The 23,417-nt window shown below is 67.5% G+C and carries 27 protein-coding genes; 3 read left to right on the top strand and 24 right to left on the bottom strand.

Annotated elements, in window-relative coordinates; all coding sequences use genetic code 11:
- Window positions 1-52 precede the first annotated feature (52 nt).
- The 9 genes from ACJ7IV_RS04375 to ACJ7IV_RS04335 all read right to left on the bottom strand — a co-directional run bounded on the left by ACJ7IV_RS04375 (window position 53) and on the right by ACJ7IV_RS04335 (window position 7,443).
- Window positions 53-1,294 (bottom strand): DUF945 family protein, encoded by a 1,242-nt coding sequence (locus ACJ7IV_RS04375; protein ID WP_483865939.1) that lies wholly within the window; start codon window positions 1,292-1,294, stop codon window positions 53-55.
- A 58-nt stretch (window positions 1,295-1,352) separates the two neighbouring features.
- Complete coding sequence (locus ACJ7IV_RS04370; protein WP_161431090.1) at window positions 1,353-1,826, bottom strand: phosphatidylglycerophosphatase A family protein; 474 nt, start codon at window positions 1,824-1,826, stop codon at window positions 1,353-1,355.
- The gene (gene thiL / locus ACJ7IV_RS04365; RefSeq protein WP_483865938.1) at window positions 1,823-2,788 is read right to left on the bottom strand and encodes a thiamine-phosphate kinase; all 966 of its coding nucleotides are present in this window, start codon (window positions 2,786-2,788) and stop codon (window positions 1,823-1,825) included. Before thiL ends, ACJ7IV_RS04370 begins: the two co-directional genes overlap by 4 nt.
- Window positions 2,789-2,799: 11 nt before the next feature.
- Complete coding sequence (gene nusB / locus ACJ7IV_RS04360; protein ID WP_232913647.1) at window positions 2,800-3,297, bottom strand: transcription antitermination factor NusB; 498 nt, start codon at window positions 3,295-3,297, stop codon at window positions 2,800-2,802.
- Entirely contained in the window at window positions 3,294-3,788 is a 495-nt protein-coding gene (gene ribH / locus ACJ7IV_RS04355; protein WP_213311347.1) for a 6,7-dimethyl-8-ribityllumazine synthase, read from the bottom strand. Before ribH ends, nusB begins: the two co-directional genes overlap by 4 nt.
- 91 nt (window positions 3,789-3,879) lie before the next feature.
- Complete coding sequence (gene ribBA / locus ACJ7IV_RS04350) at window positions 3,880-5,049, bottom strand: bifunctional 3,4-dihydroxy-2-butanone-4-phosphate synthase/GTP cyclohydrolase II (RefSeq protein ID WP_483865937.1); 1,170 nt, start codon at window positions 5,047-5,049, stop codon at window positions 3,880-3,882.
- Between the two features lie 181 nt (window positions 5,050-5,230).
- Window positions 5,231-6,376 carry a bifunctional diaminohydroxyphosphoribosylaminopyrimidine deaminase/5-amino-6-(5-phosphoribosylamino)uracil reductase RibD gene (ribD, locus tag ACJ7IV_RS04345; protein WP_483865936.1) on the bottom strand — a complete coding sequence of 382 codons (1,146 nt, stop codon included), beginning with the start codon at window positions 6,374-6,376 and terminating at the stop codon, window positions 5,231-5,233.
- Between the two features lie 13 nt (window positions 6,377-6,389).
- Entirely contained in the window at window positions 6,390-6,863 is a 474-nt protein-coding gene (nrdR, locus tag ACJ7IV_RS04340) for a transcriptional regulator NrdR (RefSeq protein WP_213311350.1), read from the bottom strand.
- A gap of 76 nt (window positions 6,864-6,939) precedes the next feature.
- Entirely contained in the window at window positions 6,940-7,443 is a 504-nt protein-coding gene (locus tag ACJ7IV_RS04335) for a copper chaperone PCu(A)C (RefSeq protein WP_483865935.1), read from the bottom strand.
- A gap of 184 nt (window positions 7,444-7,627) precedes the next feature.
- On the opposite strand from ACJ7IV_RS04335, the gene ACJ7IV_RS04330 reads away from it, so the two are divergent.
- Both ACJ7IV_RS04330 and dsbG read left to right on the top strand, forming a co-directional pair.
- Window positions 7,628-8,449 carry a TlpA disulfide reductase family protein gene (locus ACJ7IV_RS04330; protein ID WP_232912327.1) on the top strand — a complete coding sequence of 274 codons (822 nt, stop codon included), beginning with the start codon at window positions 7,628-7,630 and terminating at the stop codon, window positions 8,447-8,449.
- A 58-nt stretch (window positions 8,450-8,507) separates the two neighbouring features.
- Window positions 8,508-9,269, top strand: a complete 762-nt coding sequence (gene dsbG / locus ACJ7IV_RS04325) for a thiol:disulfide interchange protein DsbG (protein ID WP_269816164.1) — start codon at window positions 8,508-8,510, stop codon at window positions 9,267-9,269.
- A gap of 102 nt (window positions 9,270-9,371) precedes the next feature.
- Here dsbG and ACJ7IV_RS04320 read toward each other — a convergent pair whose 3' ends face one another.
- The 13 genes from ACJ7IV_RS04320 to ACJ7IV_RS04260 all read right to left on the bottom strand — a co-directional run bounded on the left by ACJ7IV_RS04320 (window position 9,372) and on the right by ACJ7IV_RS04260 (window position 19,948).
- Window positions 9,372-10,337 carry a c-type cytochrome gene (locus ACJ7IV_RS04320; RefSeq protein WP_483865934.1) on the bottom strand — a complete coding sequence of 322 codons (966 nt, stop codon included), beginning with the start codon at window positions 10,335-10,337 and terminating at the stop codon, window positions 9,372-9,374.
- Complete coding sequence (locus ACJ7IV_RS04315) at window positions 10,334-11,032, bottom strand: c-type cytochrome (protein WP_483865933.1); 699 nt, start codon at window positions 11,030-11,032, stop codon at window positions 10,334-10,336. The genes ACJ7IV_RS04320 and ACJ7IV_RS04315 overlap by 4 nt, the downstream gene beginning before the upstream one ends.
- A 30-nt stretch (window positions 11,033-11,062) precedes the next feature.
- Complete coding sequence (locus ACJ7IV_RS04310; protein ID WP_483865932.1) at window positions 11,063-12,391, bottom strand: ATP-binding protein; 1,329 nt, start codon at window positions 12,389-12,391, stop codon at window positions 11,063-11,065.
- Window positions 12,388-13,077, bottom strand: coding sequence for a response regulator (locus ACJ7IV_RS04305; protein ID WP_232912331.1), 690 nt, complete (start codon window positions 13,075-13,077; stop codon window positions 12,388-12,390). The genes ACJ7IV_RS04310 and ACJ7IV_RS04305 overlap by 4 nt, the downstream gene beginning before the upstream one ends.
- A gap of 158 nt (window positions 13,078-13,235) precedes the next feature.
- Window positions 13,236-13,649 (bottom strand): DUF6691 family protein, encoded by a 414-nt coding sequence (locus ACJ7IV_RS04300; protein ID WP_483865931.1) that lies wholly within the window; start codon window positions 13,647-13,649, stop codon window positions 13,236-13,238.
- The gene (locus tag ACJ7IV_RS04295) at window positions 13,646-14,107 is read right to left on the bottom strand and encodes a YeeE/YedE family protein (RefSeq protein WP_483865930.1); all 462 of its coding nucleotides are present in this window, start codon (window positions 14,105-14,107) and stop codon (window positions 13,646-13,648) included. Before ACJ7IV_RS04295 ends, ACJ7IV_RS04300 begins: the two co-directional genes overlap by 4 nt.
- 34 nt (window positions 14,108-14,141) lie before the next feature.
- Window positions 14,142-15,950, bottom strand: coding sequence for a SulP family inorganic anion transporter (locus tag ACJ7IV_RS04290; RefSeq protein WP_483865929.1), 1,809 nt, complete (start codon window positions 15,948-15,950; stop codon window positions 14,142-14,144).
- Window position 15,951: 1 nt separating this feature from the next.
- Entirely contained in the window at window positions 15,952-16,386 is a 435-nt protein-coding gene (locus ACJ7IV_RS04285; RefSeq protein WP_483865928.1) for a protein tyrosine phosphatase family protein, read from the bottom strand.
- Window positions 16,387-16,406: 20 nt separating this feature from the next.
- Window positions 16,407-17,273, bottom strand: a complete 867-nt coding sequence (locus tag ACJ7IV_RS04280; protein ID WP_483865927.1) for an MBL fold metallo-hydrolase — start codon at window positions 17,271-17,273, stop codon at window positions 16,407-16,409.
- A 169-nt stretch (window positions 17,274-17,442) separates the two neighbouring features.
- Window positions 17,443-18,354 (bottom strand): MBL fold metallo-hydrolase, encoded by a 912-nt coding sequence (locus ACJ7IV_RS04275; RefSeq protein ID WP_483865926.1) that lies wholly within the window; start codon window positions 18,352-18,354, stop codon window positions 17,443-17,445.
- Between the two features lie 202 nt (window positions 18,355-18,556).
- On the bottom strand, window positions 18,557-18,748 hold the full coding sequence (locus tag ACJ7IV_RS04270) for a YgaP family membrane protein (protein WP_483865925.1): 192 nt from the start codon (window positions 18,746-18,748) through the stop codon (window positions 18,557-18,559).
- Between the two features lie 23 nt (window positions 18,749-18,771).
- On the bottom strand, window positions 18,772-19,260 hold the full coding sequence (locus ACJ7IV_RS04265; RefSeq protein WP_483865924.1) for a DsrE family protein: 489 nt from the start codon (window positions 19,258-19,260) through the stop codon (window positions 18,772-18,774).
- 109 nt (window positions 19,261-19,369) lie between these two features.
- Entirely contained in the window at window positions 19,370-19,948 is a 579-nt protein-coding gene (locus tag ACJ7IV_RS04260; protein WP_483865923.1) for a rhodanese-like domain-containing protein, read from the bottom strand.
- A 220-nt stretch (window positions 19,949-20,168) separates the two neighbouring features.
- Here ACJ7IV_RS04260 and ACJ7IV_RS04255 point away from each other — a divergent pair, with 220 nt between their 5' ends.
- Entirely contained in the window at window positions 20,169-20,795 is a 627-nt protein-coding gene (locus ACJ7IV_RS04255) for an ankyrin repeat domain-containing protein (RefSeq protein ID WP_483865922.1), read from the top strand.
- A gap of 6 nt (window positions 20,796-20,801) precedes the next feature.
- Here ACJ7IV_RS04255 and ACJ7IV_RS04250 read toward each other — a convergent pair whose 3' ends face one another.
- Window positions 20,802-21,773, bottom strand: a complete 972-nt coding sequence (locus tag ACJ7IV_RS04250) for an arsenic resistance protein (RefSeq protein WP_483865921.1) — start codon at window positions 21,771-21,773, stop codon at window positions 20,802-20,804.
- An 81-nt stretch (window positions 21,774-21,854) separates the two neighbouring features.
- Window positions 21,855-23,264: an MBL fold metallo-hydrolase RNA specificity domain-containing protein gene (locus ACJ7IV_RS04245; RefSeq protein ID WP_483865920.1), complete on the bottom strand. Its 1,410-nt coding sequence runs from the start codon at window positions 23,262-23,264 to the stop codon at window positions 21,855-21,857.
- Window positions 23,265-23,417: the final 153 nt, after the last annotated feature.

The raw sequence follows: 23,417 nt of genomic DNA, 5'->3' as shown, positions 1-23,417 counted from the left end.
ATATGCCGATGGACTGTGGAATGCGGGCGATGACCGGCAACTTCAAGTCTGGCTATCGCCATAGTGGTGGCAGCGGGCGGCCATTGACGCGCACCTTGCCCCGCACCACGTCCACCGCCAGCTCTCGTGTGTCCAGGGGCAGCCCCAGCCACAGGGCCACCACGGTGGGCACCTCGCGCCACACGAAGTCGCCGTCCAGGCGGCTGCGCCAACGGGCCTGCTCGGCGGAATCATCGAGTCGTGCGACGCTGAGCTCATCGAGGCGCCGTGGATCGAAGATCAGCGCCCCCTCGCCCTGGGCGGAAAGGCCCAGCATGGGGCTGTCGAGTGCCACGGCGGTGACATCCAGGCGTGGCGAATCCTGCAGCAGCGCCTTGAACTCCGGCTCGAGCCGCTCGATCAGCTGGCGGGGCGTCGGGGTGTCGCTGCCCCCCGTCATCACCTCCTCGCGCAGGCGGCGCAGCAGGGTACGCAACGCCTCGGCATCGACGCGGGAAAACTGCGCCGTCGCGCCTCCGGTAAGCAGCACCTGATCGGCGGCCAGCACCTCCCCCAGGTTGAGCTCGCCGTCGATAAGAAGCTCGCTGTCGTCGAGCTGCATGCGACTGCGGTAGACCAGCTCGCTGCCATCCAGCTCGAGGTCCGGCTGACTCCAGGAGACCCGGTCGAGGCGTAGCAGGTCATGCTGGGTGAAATGGTGGGCATCGGCGGTATAGGCGTAGCGACTCTCCAGGCTGGCCGGGCCGGCCTCCAGGGTGACTACCCCGTCGGTCAGGCGCAGCGGCTTGAGACGGGCGCGCAGCCACCAGTCGCCGTACTCGCCGCCGAAGGTGACCTGCCCACCCTGGAAGTCGAGCTCGCGCTGGCCCTGGCGAACCACGAAGGGAGACAGCCCGACACTGCCCTTGAGGGCGCCGCCCAGGGTCTGGTAGCGGGCGTGCCAGCGCGGCGCCGTGGAGGGCAGCGCATCGCCGAACAGGCGCCGCTGGGCCGGCCCCAGGGTAGGCTGGATCTCGCCGTCCAGCCGGGTGCTGAGCACGCCGTGGCGCGCGGTATAGGTGAAGGCGAGTTGCCAGCCATCGCCCAGCAGCGGGGCGATCAGCACCCGTCCCGAGGAAGAGAGCCAGCCGCGTTCCACGTCCTCACGCTCGACCACCAGCTCACCGCGCGCCTCCAGGTCGTTCAGGGTGCGCAGCAGCTCGCGTTCGAAGAGCAGCGAGGCGGCGTACTGGGCCACCGCCCAGACCAGCGCCAGCCCTACCACCACCGGCACGATCAGTCGTTCCTTGCGCATGCTCACTCCCTTCCCTGCGACGCCTGCTACGGCATTCGCGAAATACCGCCGTGCCGTGCTAGTGCAGCCAGAACCACAGATGCATGAGGCTCCAGGCGTAGATGCCGGCGAGGACATCGTCGATCATGATGCCGAAGCCACCGGCCACATGGCGGTCGGCCCAGCGGATGGGGAACGGCTTGATCACGTCGAATACCCGGAAGACCAGGAACCCCCATAGTGCCGACTCCCAGGAGAAGGGCACTGCCGCCATGGTGATCCAGTAGCCCACGAACTCATCCCAGACAATACCCGAATGGTCGTGGACGCCGAGGTCGCGGGAGGTCTTCTCGCACAACCACACGCCCCACACGAAGGCGATGAAGACCACCCCCCAGTACCAGGAGAGTGGCAGTTCGGAAAGCAACCAGTAGAAGGGGATGGCGGCCAGGGTTCCGAAGGTTCCCGGCGCCCAGGGCACGGTGCCGCTCCCCAGGCCGAAGGCCAGGAAGTGGGAGGGACGATGCCAGACGCTGGATGGGGCGCGATTCATGGAGTGCCTCCCGGAGGGGCGCCACGGAAGTGCTGCCAACCGGTGCGCTGGGCCGCCGGCACGCCGCTGACGCCCGGCGCATGGGTCAGGCGACCGACCACCGTCAGCGGCAACTCGAGTGCTGCCAGGCGTCGGCGGGCCTCGTCCAGGTGCTCGGCGGGCAGGCACACCAGCAGCTCGTAGTCATCGCCGCCGGTCAGCGCCGCCTGGCGTGCGCCCTCCTCGCCCAGCGCCGCCACCAGACCCTCGGCCAGCGGCAGCGCCTCGGGCTCGAGATGGGCGCCGCCCCCGGAGTGTTCGAGGATATGGCCCAGGTCGGCGAGCAGCCCGTCGGAGATATCCACTGCGCCCGTGGCCAGCCCGGCCAGGGCCTCGCCGGCGGCCAGCCGCGGCCGGGGTGTCAGGTAGCGCTGCAGCAGCGGATGGGCAGGGTCGCGCTCGCCTGCCTGCCACGCCGCCAGGCCACCGGCACCGCCACCCAGGGCGCCGGTCACCGCCACCAGGTCGCCAGGACGGCCGCCGCCGCGGGTCATGGCCGCCTCGGGTGCCACCTCGCCCATCACGGTGACGCCAATGGCCAGCTCACCGCGTGTGATGTCGCCCCCGGCCAGGCGGGTGCCGGTCGTTTCGCAGAGTGCCAGGAAGCCACGCGAGAAGCCCTCCAGCCAGGCGTCCTCGCTCTCTTCCAGCGACAGCGACATGAAGCACCAGCGAGCCCTGGCACCCATGGCGGCCAGATCGGAGAGGCTGACCGCCAGGGCCCGATGGCCCACCGTCTCGGCGGGGGCGTCGGGGGGAAAGTGCACCCCGCATACGGAGGTATCGACGCTCACCGCCAACCGGCGCCCGGGGGTGGGGGCCAGCAGCGCACAGTCGTCGCCCACGCCCAGCACCACGCCGGACTCGGGATCGGCGACGGGGGGAGTGAAGTAGCGCGCGATGAGATCGAATTCGCTGTGCATCCGGTCACCCTTCAGCGGCGGCGGGCGGCCACCTCGGCGCCGCGCAGGCGCCCGGCAAGCTTGTCGAGGATGCCGTTGACGTACTTGTGGCCGTCAGTGGCACCGAACGACTTGGCCAGCTCGACGCCCTCATTGATCGCCACGCGGTACGGCACCTCCAGGCGCCGCGAGAGCTCGTAGGCGCCCAGGCGCAGGATGGCCAGCTCGATGGCGTCGAGCTCCTCGAGCTTGCGGTCGAGCAGCGGCGCGATGGAGGCGTCGAGGTCGGCGCGGAAGCGCGCCACGTTGTGCACCAGCTCATGGAACAGCGCCAGATCGGCGATCTCCATGACCTTGTGCCAGTTCTCGTGGTCCTCGAGGTCATCGTCGGCCAGCTGGCTGCGGAATTCCACTTCGACCGCACTCATTGACTTGCCGGTCATCTGCCACTGATAGAGACACTGCACCGCCAGTTCGCGGGCGGCACGCCGCCCCTGCTGCGCCTTCGAGGGCGTACGCTCGCGGCTCATGCCTCCTCCTCGGCGCCACCGCCCAGCTGGCGCATCAGCGAGACCATCTCCATGGCCGCCATGGCCGCCTCGGCGCCCTTGTTGCCGGCCTTGGTGCCGGAACGCTCGATGGCCTGCTCGATGGAGTTGACGGTGAGCACGCCGTTGGCGATGGGGGTCTCGAACTCCAGCTGCAGGTTGCCCAGCGCCGTGTTGCAGCCGCCCGCCACGTACTCGAAGTGCGGGGTGCCGCCGCGGATTACCGCGCCCAGGGCGATGACCGCCTCGGGGCGTGCCACCTTGAGCACCTGCTGGACCGCCAGCGGCAGCTCCCAGGCGCCGGGCACGTGGACGATGTCGATGTTCTCGGCATCCACACCATGGCGCACCAGGATATCCACGGCTCCCTCGACGAGGCTATCCACCACATGGTGGTTGAAGCGCCCCACCACGATCACATAGCGGCCGTCGACGTCGACGAAGCTGCCTTCCAGTTGAGAAATGGGTTCCATGTCGGTTTCCTGCTGAGACTCTCGGGCGCAGCCGAGCCGCGCCTGGTGTTGAACAAGAGTGTTGAATATAGAGTGTCGAATAGGCGCCGGCTCACTCGCCGACGGTACCGTCACCGCCAGCCGTGACATCCTCGGGCCCCAGGCGCTCCACCACCTCCAGATCGAAGCCGGAGATCGCCGAGAACTTCCAGGGCGAGCTGAGCAGGCGCATCTGGCCTACACCAAGGTGACGCAGGATCTGCGAGCCGGTGCCGATGGTCAGGTAGTTGCCGGCACCATCGGAATCGCTGGTACGCGGGGCACGGCGACGCTCGAGGAAGATATCGAGCTGGTCACGCAGGTCGAGACGCGGCCGACCATGATCGAGCAGCACGAAGACGCCGCGCTCGCTGCGCGCCACCTCGGCGATGGCCTCGTGGGAGGTCCAGTGGCCCCCCTCGCCCTTCTGCAGGCAGAGCAGGTCGCGCATGGTGTCGGCCAGGTGCACGCGAACCGTGGTCGGTGTCTCGGGACTCGGCCGGCCCTTGACCAGCGCCAGATGGTGGGCGCCCTGGATGCTATCGCGGAAGACGTGCAGGGTGAGCTCGCCGTGGGCGGTCTTCACCGTGGTCGACTCCTCGTGATCCACGGTCTGCTCGTTGTGGATGCGATAGTGGATCAGGTCGGCGATGGTGCCCATCCTGATCCCATGCTCCTCGGCGAAGCGCTCGAGCTCGGGGCGGCGAGCCATGGTGCCGTCGTCGTTCATGATCTCGCAGATCACGCCGCTGGGGTCGAGGCCGGCAAGGGAGGCGAGGTCGCAGGCGGCTTCGGTATGGCCAGCGCGGCGCAGCACACCACCAGGCTCGGCCATCAGCGGGAAGATATGACCAGGCTGGACGATATCCTCGGGGCGGGCATCGCGGGCCACGGCGGCCTGTACGGTGCGCGCGCGGTCGGCGGCGGAGATGCCGGTGGTGACGCCCTCGGCGGCCTCGATGGAGAGGGTGAACTTGGTGCCGAAGCCGGAGCCGTTGTCGTTGACCATCAGCGGCAGCTTGAGCCGCTCACAGCGACTGCGGGTCATCGGCAGGCAGATCAGGCCGCGGGCATGGCGGGCCATGAAGTTGATGTGCTCGGCCTGCACCTTCTCGGCGGCCATGATGATGTCGCCTTCGTTCTCGCGATCCTCATCGTCCATCAGGATCACCATCTTGCCCTGACGGATGTCCTCGATCAGGTCTTCGATAGGGGCCAGGCCCCCGGCAGTGGCGTGCACCATGAGATCTCCAGAAATTCTGCGTGGCAGGCGTCGGCAGGCGGCGACAATCATGTCGTCCACAGGCGTCGCCTCGCCTCGAAACGGCGTCAGGGTACCGTGGTCGGTCGCTGCGCGCCAGTAAAGCCGCGCCAGGCCAAGTCGCTCGAGGCTGCTCCGGCGAAAGGCCTTTCGCTTGATATCGCTATCGCGCCTGGCTGTGCCGCCGCGGCCGGGCGGTAATGCGCCAGTCCTGCCCCACGGCGCGGATATCGAGTATCTCCAGGCCGCGCTGGTGGGCCATGGTCTCGATACCGGCGAGCTGGAACAGCGGCCGGGCGTCGCCGCCGAGCAGGGTGGGCGCCACGAAGAGCTGCATCTCGTCCACCAGGCCGGCATCGAGCATGGCACCGGCCAGGGTCGCCCCGGTCTCCAGCAGTACCTCGTTGGCCTGCTCGACCTCGGCCAGGTGACGCAGCAGGGCGTCGAGGTCGACCCGGCCATCACCGCCGGCGGGCAGGGTGAGCACCTCGGCCCCGGCGTGGGTCAGGCGCGCGATGCGCTCGTCCTCGACGCCCTCCACCGCCACCACCAGGGTGCGCCCCGGTTCGGTGAGGCAGGCCGCCGCCTCGGGCAGGCGCAGGCGGCTGTCGACGATGACCCGCAGTGGCTGGCGAGTTGCGATGGACTCGGCATCGTCGAGACCGAGCTGGTCGGGGCGCACGGTGAGTCGCGAGTTGTCGAAGATCACCGACTCCACTCCGGTGAGCACGGCGCTGGAGCGGGCGCGCAGGCGCTGCACCTGACGCCTCGCCTGGGGGCCGGTGATCCACTGTGACTCGCCGGACTGCATGGCGGTGCGGCCGTCGAGGCTCATGGCCATCTTCAGGCGCACGAAGGGGCGGCCGTGGTCCATGCGCCGCACGAAGCCGACGTTCAGCGCCCGGGCCTCGTCCTCGGCGATACCCACAGTCACCTCGATGCCCGCCTCGCGCAGCAGGGCGATGCCACGCCCGGCCACCTCCGGATTGGGGTCTTCCATGGCCACCACCACACGGGCCACGCCGGCCTCGATCAGTGCCACCGCACAGGGCCCGGTGCGGCCGTGATGGGAGCAGGGCTCCAGGGTCACGTAGGCGGTGGCGCCGCGGGCCGCCTCGCCGGCGGATCTCAGCGCATGCACCTCGGCATGGGGTTCGCCGGCACGGGCGTGGTAGCCCTCCCCGACCAGCCGCCCATCCTTTACCAGCACGCAGCCGACACGGGGATTGGGGTGCGCGGTATAGAGGCCGCGCCGGGCCAGCTCGAGGGCTCGGGCCATCCAGGTTTCCGGGGGCGTGGGGTGGTCCATGGAGCGCTCCAGGTCAGCGTGGGGGCGTCTGATCGGGATCCTGGGCGAGACGTTCGATCTCGGCACGGAACTCGTCGATGTCCTGGAAACGGCGGTAGACCGAGGCGAAGCGGATGTAGGCCACCTGGTCGAGGCCACGCAACGCAGCCATTACCGCCTCGCCGATGTCGCGGGCGTGAATCTCGCGCTCGCCGCGGGCGCGCAGGGTCTGGCGGATGCGCTGCACCGAGGCCTCGATGGCCTCGGCACTGACCGGGCGCTTCTCCAGGGCACGCAGCATGCCGGCACGCAGCTTCTGCTCGTTGAAGGCCTCTCGGGAACCGTCACCCTTGATCACCCGCGGCATGATCAGCTCGGCGGTCTCGTAGGTGGTGAAGCGCTCGCCGCAGGCCACGCACTGGCGACGCCGCCGCACCTGGTCCCCTTCGGCGACCAGCCGCGAGTCGGTGACCTTGGTGTCGTGGGTGCCGCAGAAGGGACAGTGCATGGCAGGGTTCCAGAAAGGGGAAACGGGACTCGTCGTATTGTACTGACTCGAGCCCCGCCCGCCCAGCGGCGCTGCCTCAGTGGCCGGAGTGTGACATCCCTGCGGCCGGCTCGTCCGCCTGGCCGTGCCCCATGGTCTCGATGCGACGCACCGGCGCCTGGAGCTCCAGGGTCTGGCCATCATCGAAGGTCAGGCTGAGCGCCACCTCGTCGCCCTCGTGGAGCGGCTCGACCAGATCGATCAGCATCAGGTGATAGCCGCCCGGGGCCAGTTGCGCGCCCTCACCCGCCGGCACCGGGATCGTTTCCACCTGGCGCATCTGCATCATGCCATCCACATCCACATGATTGTGGAGTTCCGCCACCCGGGCCGCCGGGGTGCTGGCCGCCACCAGGGCGCGGTCCGACTCGCCGGCGTTATGCAGCATCATGAAGGCAGCAGTGGTCGTGGAGACCGGCGGCACGGCACGCACATGCGCACCCTCGACGCTCAGCGAGTCGGCCAGTGCCGCGCCGCTGGCCAGACAGGTAAGCAGCGCAACCATCGGGCCGCGCCAGGACAGGGGGAAACGTGGCAGCATGCGGGTGATCCTCTCGAGAATGGGAACCTGATGACACAGCATAGGTCAGGAGCGGCCGCGTGTTCGCGCTTGCGACATAACGCCCCAGCGCGATGGAGATTAATGCACCGCTAATCACCGGCTGTCAGGCTCTGCTCCTGGCGGCATGACCGCCGACGGATTCATCGGCAAGGAGCCTTTCGCCATGCAGGCATTGAACCAGAGCATCGCCGTGGGTCCCATGGGATTCTCGATCGGCCAGTTGCTGATCATCCTGGCCTTCGGCATCGCCCTGTTGACCGGGGCACTGATCGGCCGACGCCACCGCACGCCCACGGCCGACACCCTCTTCAACCTGCTGCTGATCGCCCTGGTCGGCGCGCGCCTGGTGTTCGTGGCGCGCTACTGGGGCAGCTACGACGGCGTCCTTTCACTGCTGGATATCCGCGATGGCGGCTTCGACCCCCTGGGCGGCCTGGTAGCCGGCCTGGGCTATGCCACCTGGCGGCTGTGGCGCTCCCCCCGCCAGCGTGTGCCGCTGGGCGGCGCGCTGCTGGCCGGCGCCCTGGCCTGGGGGCTGACCGCCGGCCCGCTGCTGCTGATGGAAGATCGCGGCCGCCCGCTTCCCGACACGCCCCTGACCACCCTGGCGGGCGAGGCCACCGATCTGCCGGGCCTGGCCGAGCGTCAGGGCCAGCCGCTGGTGGTCAACCTGTGGGCCACCTGGTGCCCGCCGTGCCGGCGCGAGATGCCGGTATTCGAGCAGGCCCAGGACGAGGCCAGCGACATCACCTTCGCCTTCGTCAACCAGGGAGAGGATGTGGCGCTGGTGAACCGCTTCCTCGATGAACAGTCTCTGGAACTGGACAACGTGCTGCTCGATGCACGCACCGCCCTGGGCGACGTGACCGGCGCCATGGCCATGCCCACCACGCTGTTCTATGACGCCGAGGGGCGTCTGGTGGATACCCACTTCGGCGAACTCTCCCACGCCACCCTGCGCCAGGGACTGGAACGTCTGCGCTGACGCCCTGCTTCGAGACACTTCACCTCAGCCTTCACGACAACCGTCACAAGGACCCACAATGCGACACACACTCAAGTTGCCGGCCATCGGCGCCCTGACCCTGGCCTTCATGGCTCCGGCCCTGGCCAATGATGACCTGCCCGCCCCAGTGGCCGCCCTCACCGAGCAGGGCCTGACCATCCACGGCGAGTTCGAGGGCCCGGCCGGGTTGACCGGTTACGGCGCCAGCCACTCCGCCGGCGAAGTGGCCATCTACCTGCTGCCGGGTGGCGAGCACGCCATCGTCGGCACCCTGGTCGATGCCGAAGGCAACAACCTCTCCGAGCCCGCGCTGGACAAGCACGTGCGCGCCGCCCAGTTCGCCGAGGTGTGGCAGGACCTGGAGGAGAGCCACTGGATCGCCGATGGCGACCCCGATGCCGAGCATGTCGTGTATACCTTTACCGATCCCAACTGCCCCTACTGTCGCCAGTTCTGGCACGACGCCCGCCCCTGGGTCGAGGCCGGCAAGGTGCAGCTGCGCCATATCATGATCGGCGTGCTGGCATCGGACAGCCCGGCCAAGGCCGCCGCCCTGCTCGGCGCCGACGATCCCGCCGCCGCCCTCCACGCCCACAGTGGCGACGGCGAGGAGATCGAGGCCGGGCCCCAGTCACGCGAGGTCGAGGAGCAGGTCTACGCCAACAACCAGCTATTCGACTCGCTGGGCTTCATGGCCACCCCGACCACCCTCTTCCGCAACGGCGACCGGGTCGATCGCATCGAGGGCGTGCCCAGCCCCGAGCGCCTCGAGGAAGCCATGGGCGGCCCGGCGCCCTGACGCTGGCCGACACGCAGGCAGCCTCGTAGCCGCCTGCTGACACATAACAAACGGGCCCCGCTGCCAATGGCAGCGGGGCCCGTCGCTTTCACTCGTTGTGGATCAGCCGTCGGTGGAGGTGGGGTTCTCTCCGTAATCCGCATGGTCGCCGAGACGCTGGCCATCGACCTCATCACCATAGAAGCCATGGTGATTGTGGAAGATCTCGTCGGTCTCATCCAGCGACTCGAGGTCGCGACGACGCGGATCCTGGGGACGCTCATGGCTGTTGATGAAGGCAGCCACATCCCAGGCCTCCTGGTCCGAGAGCGAGTAGGGCTTGCCCAGCGGCATATTGGCCTTGATGAAGTTGGCGGCGGTGTTCACCCGGTGCATGCCGGCACCCCAGTTATAGGAACCGTCACCCCACAGCGGCGGGAAGACCTGGCGTTCGCCGACCTTCTGGCCCTGGCCATCGTCGCCGTGGCAGACGGCACATTGCTGGGCATAGACTTCAGCCCCACGCTCGCGGTCGGCACCCTGCTCGGTCTCCTCAAGCTTGGGATAACCGCGACCCGGCATGGACTCGTTGATTGGCGCGCCAGTCGCCATCCAGTGCAGGTAGGTCTGCATGGCAACCAGCGGCTCGCTGCCATTCTCCGGCGGCTTGCCATTCATGGAGTAGGTGAAGCAGCCCTGGATACGCTCGGCCAGGGTGTTGACCTTGTCGTTCTTGCCACGATAAGCGGGGTAGACACCGAAGGAGGCCCACATCGGCGCCGAATTGGCGAGGCGGCCGGCATCGAGGTGACAGTTGGAGCAGTTCTGGTCGTTGAAGACGTACTTCCCCCGCAGCTCCTGGGTGTTGAGGAAGAGGTCACGGCCCCGGCGCACCATATCGCCGTACTGGTTGTCGGGGATGTCACCCTCGTGGGGCGGCTGGAAGGTGACCTCACCCTCGGGTGCCTCGGGCAGCGGGATCTGGTAGTCGCGCTCGGTCGCGTCATCCTGGGCCAGGGCGGCCAGGGGAAGGCTCAGGGCCGAGGCCAGAGTGCCGGCCATCAGCAGGTGGAATGTACGCTGGCTCATTGACCGTCCTCCTCTTGTGCCGCGTCGTTCTGCTCGGCGAGACGCTCCGGCAGGGTGGCATAGTAGTCGGCGATCATGCCGATCTGCTCCTCGTCGAGGCGCTTGGCGATGCCCACCATCAGACCATTGGGATCATTGCGCCGCGTGCCCTCGCGCCAAGCCTGGAGCTGCGTGGCGATATAGTCCGGATGCTGGCCTGCCAGCGGCGGGAAGGTGGCCCCGACGCCCTGCCCGTTGGGGCCGTGGCACTGGCTGCAGGCCGGGATCATCTTGTCCTCGGCCCAGTCACCGCGCTCTGCCAGCCACTCCGCCTCGTTGTTCGGATCGGCTGCATGATAGGCCGTGGGCAGTTCCGGCCAGGGCTCCAGTTCGGCGTAGTAGGCGGCCACATCGGCGATCTGCTGTTCATCGAGCATGTTGACGAAGGGCAGCATGGTGGCGCTCTCGCGACGCCCCTCCTTCACATCGTACAGCTGCTTGACGATGTACTCGGCCGGCAGCCCGGCCAGGCGCGGCCAGGATTCCCCATTGGGGTTGTTCATGCCCATGCCGTCGGCCTGGTGACAGGCCACGCAGGTTCCCGCGACCCCCTCACCACGCGCGGCGTCCCCCTCGAGCGCCACGGACTGGCCGGCGGCCAGGCTGGCGCCCAGCAGCAGGCCGAGCCCACTCAAGATCCTCTTGCTGGTCGTCATCAGGTAATCCCCTTGTTGTTTCATGGCCCCTCAGAGGGCCACGGTATTAGCCTGCACCGGGAAGGTCAGGCGAGCCTCCAGCCCACCCCTCGCGGGACGGACAAACTTCAGGTCACCGCCGAAGCGCTCGGCGATGGCCACCACGATGGCCAGCCCCAGGCCGCTGCCGTGCTGCTTGCTGGCACGCCAGAAGCGTCTAGCCATCTGCTCCAGGGCTTCGTCATCGACCCCGGGCCCCTGGTCGATCACCCGGAATGTCAGGGTATTGTGGTCTTCGTACTCCACATCGAGGGTGGCTCGTGACCCCTCGCCGCCGTGGCGGAGCGCGTTGTCGATCAGGTTGCGCAGCGCGGTCACCGCCAGCTCCCGTGGCAGCGCAAGAGGTGCCTCGGGCCACGCCTCGGGCAGTTCGAAGCGCGCGGTCGCTGCACCGCTGTCGCGCAGCGCCAGGGCCACCACCTCGGCCGGGCGGCACAGGGTGCCGTCCTCGAAGGCCAGTCGCCCCTCCACCCGCGCCAGCATCAGCAGCTGGTCGAGTATCCGCGCCAGGCGCTCGACACCCTCCTCAGCGTAGCCGACGGCATCACGCGCCGCTTCACCCTCTACCCGGCTGGCCACCTGCAGGTGGGTCTTGATGGCGGTGAGCGGCGTGCGCAGCTCATGGGCGGCATCGTTGGTGAAGCGCTGCTCGCGAACGATGGCCTGCTGGACGCGGGCCAGCAGACCGTTGAGGGTCTCCACCAGCGGACGCAGTTCGCTGGGCACCCCATAGGTGGCCACCGGCGCCAGGGCATCCGGATGGCGACGCGCCAGGGAGTCGCGCAGCCGGGCGATGGGCGACAGGCCACGCACCACACCGATCCACAGCGCCACCAGACTGCCCAGCATGGCCACCACGAAGGGCACCGTGGCCACCTTGATGACGTTGCCGAGCAGCAGGTCACGCTCATCCATGCGGTCGGCGGTGGTGATGGTCAGCCCGCCACGCTCGTAGGTGAACACCCGCCAGGTCACGCCGCCCTCTTCACGATAAGCATGCCCACCGACCTCACCCACCGCCAGGATCGACTCCAGGTCGGTGTGGGTACGCGCCATGATCTCGCCGCGCGGCGAGTGCACCTGGCAGGCCAGCCCCTCGATGGGTGGGATCGACAGTGCCCGCCGGTCGGCCTCGAGCCACACATCCTGGGGCAGCTGCGCCATCAGCCCTGCGACCATGCGCGCCGACTGGGCGAGACGCTGGTCGAGGGTGGCCACGAACTGCTCCTCAAGATCGCGCAGCAGCCAGGCGGCGGCCAGCCCCCAGAGCAGCACCAGGGTGACGCCGAGGGTCACCAGCAGCCGCGTGCGCAGGCTCACGGACGCCCCTTCTCGCCAGACTCACCCAGCGGCGGCCCCAGCCGGTAGCCCAGCCCGCGCACCGTCTCGATCACCTCGCTGCCGAGCTTGCGACGCAGATGATGGATATGCACGTTGAGGGCGTTGCTCTCCACATCCTCGCTCATGCCGTAGAGGCTGTCCTTGAGCTGGTCCGCCGAAAGCACACTGCGCGGCGCCTGCAGGAAGGCCTCCAGCAGCACCAGCTCGCGGCGCGAGAGGGCCACCGGCCTACCGCCGAGAGTGACCTCCCGGGCCACCGGGTCGAGGCACAGGGCGCCGTGCTCGATCAGCGGATGCGAGCGCCCCGCCGCGCGGCGCAACAGCGCCTGCAGCCGGGCCACCAGCTCGTCGAGGTCGAAGGGCTTGACCAGATAATCGTCGGCACCGCCCTGCAGGCCGGCCACCCGGTCGCTGACCGCATCGCGGGCGGTCAGCACCAGCACCGGCGTGGTCACCCCGGCGTCGCGCCACTCCTCGAGCAGGCTCAGGCCATCACCGTCGGGCAGGCCGCGGTCGAGGATCACCACATCGCTGTCGACACTCTCCAGGGCGCGACGCGCCTCGGCAATGGAGGCCACATGATCGACGACATAGTCGTGCACGGCGAGCCCGGCGCGAATGCCTGAGGCCACCAGGGCGTCATCCTCGATCAGCAGTACGTGCATGGCATAAGGTCCTCTCGTTGTGCGACATCCTGTCACTGGGCCATTAAGCCTGCGTTAATCGTCATATGGATATAAGCAGGATGGCGGCATCCATTGGTCGTAGACGCAGACTCCCCCGCAGGCAGCCCTGCGGGGGAGTCTCTTGATCGAGCTCAAGCTCAGCTGCGCGCGGGAATCGCCCTGGCCAGGAACCAGCCGGCGACCATCGCCACCAGCATCGCCAACAGCGGTGCGCTGGGCCCGGCGATGGAGGCGATGGCCGGCCCCGGGCAGTAGCCGGAGAGCCCCCAGCCGATACCGAACAGCGCCGAGCCACCGATCAGCCGCCCATCGAGATCCTGGCGGGTAGGCAGTTGGAAGGCCTCACCGTAGATGGGAGCCGTGCGCTTGAAGGCGAGACGGTAGCCAATGAAGTTGGTGACCACGGCGCCGCCAAGCACGAACATCAGGGTCGGGTCCCAGGCGCCGAAGAGGTCGAGGAAGCCGAGCACCCGCGCGGGGTCGGTCATGCCGGAGACGGCAAGCCCCATACCGAACAGCAGCCCGGCGATATAGCCCATCAGCGTCTTCATGCGCCACCTCCAATCACGTGCCGAACCACGAACACGGTGATGATCGCCATCACCAGGAAGGTGAGGGTCGCCACCAGCGAGCGCGGCGAGAGCCTGGCCAGGCCACACACCCCGTGGCCGCTGGTGCAGCCGCTGCCCAGGCCGGTGCCCAGGCCCACCAGCAGGCCGGCAACCAGCATCAGCAGCACGCCGCCGGCGGGCTCACCGATCACCTCGCCGGCGGCACCCGCCACATTGCCCAGGCCGCCGCCCAGCAGCATCACCACGATGGGGCCGCTGATCATGCCGAGCAGGAAGGTCACGCGCCAGGCGCTGTCGCCCCTGGGGCGCTCAGTGACCAGGTTGCCGATGATGCCGCTGATGCCAGCGATACGGCCCAGGGTGGCCATCAGCCAGGTGGCAGAGAGGCCGATCAGCACGCCGCCGGCCAACCCTTGCAGGGATGAACTCCAGTCCACACTTTCTCTCCTTTAAAAACCTTGGGTAAGTCCTTCAGGGCATCCGCGGATGCGGCTGCGCCTCGTCGTCACGCGTCGCGCCTGGCACGGCGCCCAGCTGCATCTCGGCGCAGCGCCGCGACAGGCGACCGTCGCCGAAGCCACGCAGCTCCTGCCAGGCATCGAAGGTACTGAGGAACACCTTGCCGGTCATCTCGTGGCAGAACTCGGTGTGCTGCAGGCGATCCATCACCGGGCCCTTGACCTCGGCCAGGTGCAGCGCCACGCCGGAGTCCCTGAGGCGAGCATTGATCGCCTCCAGGCTCTCCAGCGCCGAGGCGTCGATAACGTTGACCGCCTGGCAGGCCAGCACGATGTGCTCGAGGCGTGGCTGGCGGGCGGCCAGTTCCATCACGGTGTCTTCCAGGTAGCGCGCATTGGCGAAGTAAAGACTCTCGTCGACCCTCAGGATCGAGAGGCGCTCGTCGGTCTCCACCCGATGGCGCTGCACATTGCGAAAGTGCTCGGTGCCCGGCACCCGCCCCACCACGGCGCTGTGCGGCCGGCTGGTGCGATAGAGATGCAGCGCCAGCGACAGCCCCACGCCGACCATGATACCGCTCTCCACGCCATGGCCCAGGGTGACGGCGATGGTCGCCAGCATGGCGGCGAAGTCACCGCGTGAATAGTCCCAGGTGCGCTTGATCGCCGCGAAGTCGACCAGCGACAGTACCGCCACGATGATGGTGGCGGCCAGCGTCGCGATGGGCAGGTGGGCGATCAGCGGGGTGAGCAGCAGCGCGGCCAAGCCGATCCCCACCGCGGTAAAGGCCCCGGCGGCCGGCGTCTCGGCGCCGGCATCGAAGTTGACCACTGAGCGCGAGAAGCCACCGGTGACCGGCATGCCGCCGGTCAGCGAGGCGGCGATATTGGAGGTGCCCAGCCCCACCAGCTCCTGGTCGGGATCGATCCGCTGGCGACGCTTGGCGGCCAGGGTCTGGCCCACCGACACCGACTCCACGAAACCGACGATGCTGATCAGCAGCGCGGCCACGAACAGCTGGCTCCACAGGCCGCTATCGAAGCCGGGCAGGGTCAGCGGCGGCAGCCCGGCAGGCACCGCCCCGACTACCGCCACACCGTGCTGGTCCAGGCTCAGCCCCCAGCTGGCCAGGGTGGTCACCGCCACGGCGAGGATCGGCGCCGCCTTGGTCAACATGTCCGCCGGGCGCGATGGTACGCCGAGCCGGCGCAGGGTAGGCTTGAGCCAGCGCCGCGCGGCGTAGAGGAACGCCAGCACCCCGAGCCCGATCACCAGGGTGGGGAGGTTGACGCTGCCTAGCTGGCTGCCCAGTCCGATCAACAGCTCCAGCAGGTTATGCCCGCTCGCCTCGACGCCCAGCACATGCTTGAGCTGACTGGCGGCGATGATCAGCCCCGAGGCGGTGATGAACCCCGAGATCACCGGATGGCTCAGGAAGTTGGCCAGAAAGCCCAGCCGCGCCACCCCCATCAGGGTCAGGATCAGGCCCGACATCAACGCCAGTACCAGGGCCGCACCGAGATACTCCGGCGTGCCCTGGGGAGCCACCTGCCCTACCGCCGCCGCGGTCATCAGTGACACCACCGCCACCGGCCCCACGGCCAGGGTGCGGCTGGTGCCGAACACCGCATAGACCACCAGCGGCGTGATACTGGCGTAGAGCCCCACCTCGGGTGGCAGCCCGGCCAGCATGGCGTAGGCCAGCGACTGCGGGATCAGCATGATGGTGACGATCACCGCCGCCAGCAGGTCGCTGGCCAGGGCGCTACGCCCATAGTCGGGCAGCCACTGCAGGATCGGCAGATAGCGTTTCGGGTTCATCTCAGCGCTGCCCGGCGACGGCTTCCAGATGCGGCCGATGCTCATCCAGATCGTGGCCGGCGGCCCGCGCCGCTGCCAGCAGCGCCGGGATATCGCAGCTCTCGCCCTGGCTGCGGGCGCGGGCCCACAAATGCACGGCACGCTTGCCGGTCTTGCAGAAGGCCAGGATCGGCGTCGGCAGTGTTTCCAGCGCCTCGCCGAAGGCGGCGATGTCGTCCTCCGAGTACTCACCCGGCGTCACCGGAATGCAGCGCCACGCGAGACCGAGCTCGGCGGCACGCTCCTGCAGGGGACGGTCGTCGGGATGGTCCTCGGCCTCGCCGGGGCGACGGTTGCAAACCACCGAGCGGAAGCCGCGACGGGCTACCTCGTCGAGATCGGCGGGGCTGACCGCGTCGGTGATGGCGAAGCCGGATTCGAGTTGATGAATCTGCATATCGACTGGCTCCTGAGCCTTTAGAACTTGTTGATCGGGACCTTGAGGTAGACCTGGCCGTTATTCTCGGCGGGCGGCATCTGGCCGGCACGCATGTTGACCTGCACCGAGGGAATGATCAGCCTCGGCATGCCGAGGATGGCATCACGCTCGGTGCGCATCTTGACGAACGCCTCCTCGTCGATGCCCTCGTGGACGTGGACGTTGTGGGCGCGTTGTTCAGCCACCGTGGTCTCGTGCTGGTACTCCTCACGCTCCGGTGCCTTGTAGTCGTGGCACAGGAAGAGGCGAGTCTCGCCGGGCAGTGCCAGTACCTTCTGGATGGAACGATAGAGGGTGCGGGCATCGCCGCCGGGGAAGTCACAGCGGGCGGTGCCGTAGTCGGGCATGAACAGGGTGTCACCGACGAAAGCGGCATCGCCGATCACGTAGGTCAGGCAGGCCGGCGTATGGCCCGGGGTGTGCAGCACCCGCCCTTCCAGGTTGCCGATGGTGAAGGTGTCGCCCTCCTCGAAGAGGCGGTCGAACTGGCTTCCGTCGCGGGCGAACTCGGTGCCGGCATTGAAAGCCTTGCCGAAGACGTCCTGCACCACGGTGATGTTGGCGCCGATGCCGGTCAGCCCGCCCAGCTTCTCGTGCAGGTAGGGGGCGGCGGAGAGGTGGTCGGCGTGCACGTGGGTCTCGAGGATCCACTCCACCTCGAGGTCGTTGTCACGCACGAAGGCGATGATCGCGTCGGCTGAGCGCACGTCGGTGCGCCCGGCGGCGTAGTCGAAGTCGAGCACCGAATCGAGGATCGCGCATGCACGGCTGGCGGGATCCTGCACCACATAGCTGAAGGTGTTGGTGGGCTCGTCGAAGAAGTGGGTCACGATTGGCTGGGACATGGGAAACAACCTCCATCGGATGTCGCTGGCCGGGGCATGGAGACAGTATAGCCCAACACATGTTCTAAGGATATACCTATTAGCTATATAAGGACTCGACTGCCCTCCTGACGGCACGAGCCCCGACGGCAGGGCCTTCGGGGCTCGTTGTTCCAACAGGGTTGGGCGCTTACTCCCAGGCAGCCCCCTCCAGGGCATCCAGCGGGATCTTCAGGTAGCGCTTGCCATTGGCCTCCGGCTCCGGCAGACGCCCGCCACGGGTGTTCACCTGGAGCGAGTGCAGGATCAGCTTGGGCATGGGCAGTTCGCTGTCGCGCTGGTCGCGCATCACCGTGTAGTCATCCTCGGTGACGCTGTCTGCCAGGTGCTTGTTGGTCTCGCGCTGCTCACGCACCGTGCTCTCCCACTGCGGCTCGCGACCATCGGGCATATAGTCGTGGCCGGTGAACAGCCGGGTGTCGTCGGGCAGCGCCAGGATCGCCTGGATGGAACGCCACAGCTGGTGGGCATCGCCGCCGGGGAAGTCGGCCCGGGCGGTGCCGAAGTCCGGCTGGAAGAGGGTGTCATGGACGAAGGCCGCGTCGCCCACCACATAGGTGATCGAGGCCAGGGTATGCCCCGGCGAGAACATCACCCGCACTTCCAGTTCGCCGATGGCGAAGGTGTCCCCCTCGGCGAAGAGGCGGTCCCACTGGGAGCCATCGGCAGGGAAGTCGGGCCAGTGGTAGATCTCCTTCCACAGCTTCTGCACCTCCACCACCTTCTCGCCGATGGCGGTAGGCGCCCCGGTCTTCTCGCTCAGGTACTGCGCCGCCGAGAAGTGGTCGGCATGGGGATGGGTGTCAAGGACCCACTCCACCTCGAACCCCTTCTCCTTCACATAGGCAAGCAGCTCATCGGCGTGATGGCTGGCGGTGGCACCGGACTTCTCGTCGAAGTCATATACCGGGTCGATGATGGCGCACTTGCCGGTGGCCGGGTCACTGACCACATACTGGATGGAGAAGGTGCGCGGGTCGAAGAAGCCCGCCACATCGGGGCTGCCGGCACCGGTACTGGATGACAGAGCAAAGGTCTTCATGGAATACCTCCGATAGCGTGTCGAGACGAGTCGACTGCCTGATTGCCGATTATGTAATAAGCTTAGCTCAATATGATCTATATGGCGATTGTGCCACTCCATGGCAGCGATAGCCTTTCCATGCAGTGCCACCAACGCACGGCGCCCGCGACCTGAAGGCCGCGGGCGCCGCGATTCGAGAGCCGGCTATGGCCGGCGGTGACTATTTCTTCAGCTTGCAGGTATTCATGCCCAACAACCTGTAAGCCGGGCAGAAATTGAAGATACCGGTGGCCAGCGGTACTACCCCGATCCAGCCCCAGGCACCGATGGTGCCGGTCAATGCCAGCAGGATCAGCACGGCACCCACCAAGATACGCAGCCACTTGTCGATACCGCCTACGTTACTCTTCATGTTCTGCTCCTTGATCGGCTGACTCAGTAGTTGTAGACCGGAACGGACGGGTCACGCATCAGCTCGGCGATCGGCCCCGGAGCCGCAACACCCACGCCATCCAGCAGCACCTCCTCACCGTAATCACGGTTGGGCAGATAGATGGCACAGACGTCCACCTGGGCACCGTTGTCCATCAGCATCTTCATGATGCCCTCAGGCGTCACCTGGCCGGCCGGGTTGCTCGGCGGAGTGTTGATCGGCTGGGCGCTCTGGTAGCCCTCCACCGCCAGGTCACCGGCCTGGTCACACAGCAGAATCTGAAGGTCGGTGCCCTGCTGTTGCATGGCATTGGCGAGGATCATGGCCATGCCCTGGGTCTCCAGGGAGTTACTGGTCAACACCACCAACGCCTTGTCGCCGGCAGCCTTGTCACCCTCGGCCTCGCCACCGTGGTTGTCCGCCAGGGCGTTGGCGCCAAAGGCAATGGCACCCGTGGCCAGCGCCACACTCAGGGTCGTCTTGAAACTCATGGGCCTCTCCTTGCTTGGATCGAAGAATTGCGTGGAAATCTCTTGGCGGAAACGTCTTGCCCGGAAGTGCGGGCAGGCCACCAGCCCCACCCGCGTGCCGATCATCGGGTTACTCGGCAGGCTGCCAGGCAACCTCGGGGTCGATCTCGTAGCTCCACGGCAGGCCGGAGTTGCGCCAACCGTCGACGGCACGCACGCCCTTCGAGTCGCCCTCTTCGAGCTTGCCCCCCTCGAAGCCATCGGTCACCGAGTAGACCTGGCTGAAGCCCATCTCGGCGATGGCATCGGCGGCCGGGGCGCTGCGCGTGGAACCCGAACGGCACATGACGATGATCGGATCATCCTCGGCCACCCCCAGCGCCTCGAGCTCGGCGCGCATCTGGGTGTCAAAGTCGGTGTTCTTGACCATCGGCCAGCTCTTCACCTCGGCATCGAAGTTGTCGCGATCGGCCAGCACCCAGGGCACGTGGATATCGGTAGGCTCAGCGAAGCCAGTGAACTTGATCTCTACCGGGTCACGCACGTCGATCAGCACGGCCCGCTCGTTCTCCTGCATCAGTTCCCAGGCCTCGGCGGCGTTGACGTAGAGGCCAAGGGACGTCTCGCGATAGGCTTCGGCCTCCTCGGCGAGGGTCGGCCCACTCGCCAGCATGGCCGCCATGACTGAGCCGGCTAGCAGGGTCTTCATCGCTGCTTTCATAACCATTCCCTCTAAAACCATGACATAACTCGACGTTAATCCCAGCGTAGTCCAGAAGCGGCCGCGCCGGCATGAGGCATGTGGCCGCACCTTGATGTGCATCAACAGAAATGCAGCCACCCGGGCACGGGACAACGTGCCGCAGCCAGAACGTGTGCGAAACGGGCATCATGCACCAAGGTCAACGACACCACTGGCGGAGGCACGCATGTCCAGAATCTGGCAATGGATCACCCTGCCCTATCGGCGCTACCCCTTGCTGACCGGCATCCTGGTGCCGCTGACACTGGTGGTGGCCTTCATGCTGGCCCCCGGTCTGATGGCACCGGAGCCGGAGACGGTGGATCCGATGGGTCGAACGGCACTGACCCTGGCCGCCGAGAATGGCGAGACTGAGCGGGTATTGGCGATGCTCGACGACGGCACCGCGGTGGATGCCAGCGACCGCTGTGGGTGGACAGCCCTGATGAAGGCCGCCGCCAACGGCCATCTGGAGATGCTCGAGGCGCTGCTGGCCCGCGGTGCCGATACCGAGCACCGCGACCAGGCCGGTTACACGGCGCTGCTGGTGGCGGTGGTCAACAACCAGGCGGCCACCAGCCGAGCACTGCTTGCGGCCGGCGCCGATGTCGATGCCGTGGATGATGAAGCGGGCTGGTCGAGCCTGACATGGGCCGCCAAGGATGGCCGCCCGGAGCTGGTCGAGCTGCTGCTGGCGCAGGGTGCCGACCCCGCCCATGTGGCCGGCGACGGCACCACGCCGCTGCACTGGGCGAGGGAGAATGGCCATACGGAGATCGCCGCACGCCTGGAAGCCGCCGGCGCCGGTGAGTAGCTCGTCTCAGGCCGGCTCGGCCGGCCCGAACAAACGATCCGAGAAGCGCACGTACCAGGCCGCGGACTGCACCTGGATGATGTAGGCCAGGGCGATCAGCAGGGCGGCGTCGGTTCCGGCCTCGCCGAAGGCGTTCATGGCCAGCGCCAGGGCGATGGAGAGGTTGCGCATCACCGTGCCGTAGACCAGGGCGATGCCGTCGCCCCGCGAGAGCCAGGCCCGGGCCACCAGGGTACTGATCAGGTAGTTGACGGCGTAGAGGATCAGCAGCGGCACGGCGATATCCAGCAGCAGCCCGGGGCTGGCCAGCAGGTCATCGGCCTTGAGCGCCATGGCCACGAAGACGATGCCCAGCACCCCCAGGGTGGAGAGCGGCGGAAAGCGCGGCGCCCACTGCTTGCGAAAGCCCTCGGCGCCATGGCGCTTGATAAGGAAGTGTCGCGTAAGCTGGCCGGCCAGCATGGGAATGCCCACCACCAGGATGATCTGGCGGAACACCGCCACCAGATCCACCGGGATCGCCGCCCCCATCAGCCACTTCACGTAGATCGGCGTGGCCAGCGAACCCAGGATCAGACCGACCACGGTCATCTTCACCGCCGCCGGCAGGTTGCCGCGCGCGAAGCCGGTCCAGGAGATGGTCATGCCGCTTGTGGGCAGCAGTGCGGCCAGCAGCAACCCCAGCGCCAGATAGGGCGCATCGGCAAACCACCACAGGCCCAACCCGAAGGCCACAAAGGGGATCACCGCGAAATTGATCAGCTGGGCCAGCCCCTGGGCGCGGCCATCGCCGCCCATCAGCAGTTCACGCAGGCGCAGGTTGACCATCATCGGGTAGATCATCAGCAGGGTCAGCGGTATCACCAGCATCGAGAGCCAGCCCACCGGCACCAGTGCTCCGAAGACCAGTCCCAGCAGCAGGGTCACTGGTATCGCCACCACCAGATTGCGCGTCAGCGCCTGGATCAAACCCATCATGCTCGTTCCTCCCGCTCCATTGATACAGTAACGCTGCGCCTCCGCCCGCATGACGACAAGACGGCAGGTTGTCGCGGCAAGCTAGAGTTCGATGCGGTCGCCGTAGGCGGGAATCTCGGCCTCGATCTCGCTTTCGGCCAGCGCCGCCTGGAGCACCTTCTGGGTCTCGGGCTCGCCATGCACCAAGTAGAAGCGCGGACGATTGCGGAAGGCCCCGGCCCAGCCGATCAGCTGACTCTGGCCGGCATGGGCCGAGAAACCACCGATGGTATGCACCTTCGCCTTCACCGCCAGATCGTGACCGAACACGCGGATGCGCTCGGCGCCGTCGACGATCTGGCGACCGATGGTGCCACCGGCCTGGAAGCCGACGATCACCAGCCGGGTGGCGGGTTTCTCCAGGTTATAGCGGAAGTGGTGGACGATACGCCCGCCGTTGCACATGCCCGCACCGGCGATGATGATCGCCCCGCCGTGGATGCGGTTGATGGCCATGGACTCCTCCACGGTGCGGGTCATGCGCAGTACCGGCAGGTACTGGCCGGGATCACCGCTGGCCGCCTTGTTGAGCACCTTGAGGTCCTCGGGGTCGAGCGCCTTGCGCGCCCGGTGGTAAAGCTCGGTGACCCGGATCGCCATGGGGCTGTCGAGGAACACCATCTGCTGGCGCAGGCGCCCCTCGTGGTAGAGCACGCTGAGGTGATAGAGGATCTCCTGGCTGCGCCCCACCGCGAAGGCGGGGATCAGCACGTTGCCGCCGTCGGCATGGGCCTGCTCCAGTACGCCGGCGAACTCCTCGAGGGTCTCCTCCAGCGGACGGTGGTCACGGTCGCCATAGGTGCTCTCCATCAGCACCAGGTCAGCCTCATAGAGTTTCTCGGGATCCTTCATCAGCACCGAGCTGGGGTTGCCCAGGTCGCCGGAGAACACCAGGCGCTTCTCCTGCCCGCCGGAGGGCACATTGAGCTCGACGATCGCCGAGCCGAGGATATGGCCGGCGTCGCGGAATATCAGGGTCACGCCGCCGGGCAGGGTGACCGGCTGGCCGTAGGGGTGAGAGACGCACTGGGCAAGCGTCTGCTCCACGTCATCGAGGTCGTAGAGCGCCTCCACCAGGGGCCTGTCGTGGCGGCTGCGCCACTTGTTCTCCCACTCGATGTCCTTGGCCATCACGAAGGCCGCGTCCTGAAGCATGATCTCCAGCAGGTCGCGAGTGCCGCGGGTACAGTGAATGGGCCCGCGATACCCCTCGCGCACCAGCTTGGGCAGCAGGCCCGAGTGGTCCAGGTGGCCATGGGAGAGCACCACCGCCTCGAGCTCCTTGACCAGCTTGCCGAAGGGCTTCTCGTTGGCGCGGTCGGCGTCCGCCCCGCCCTGGTGCAGGCCGCACTCCAGCAACAGCCGGTGGGGCCCCTGCTCGCCATCCACCTCGAGCAGGTAGCGGGACCCGGTGACTTCCCCCACCGCGCCCAGAAAGGTCAGTGTCGACATATGCGTGCTCTCCCGTCCTGGTCATCTCCCCGGTGGCCGCAAGGGCACGCCGGATCCTTATGGACCAGTATGGCGGGAATCGGGGGGCGGATACCAATGAAAGGGGCCGGCCCGCGATGCGGGTCGGCCCGAGCCCATCAAGGGGCGGACCCA

This window comes from Halomonas sp. C10-5, assembly GCF_057169305.1.
Note: the sequence above shows the minus strand (reverse complement) of the source record. Positions and strands in the feature narration are given on the sequence as shown.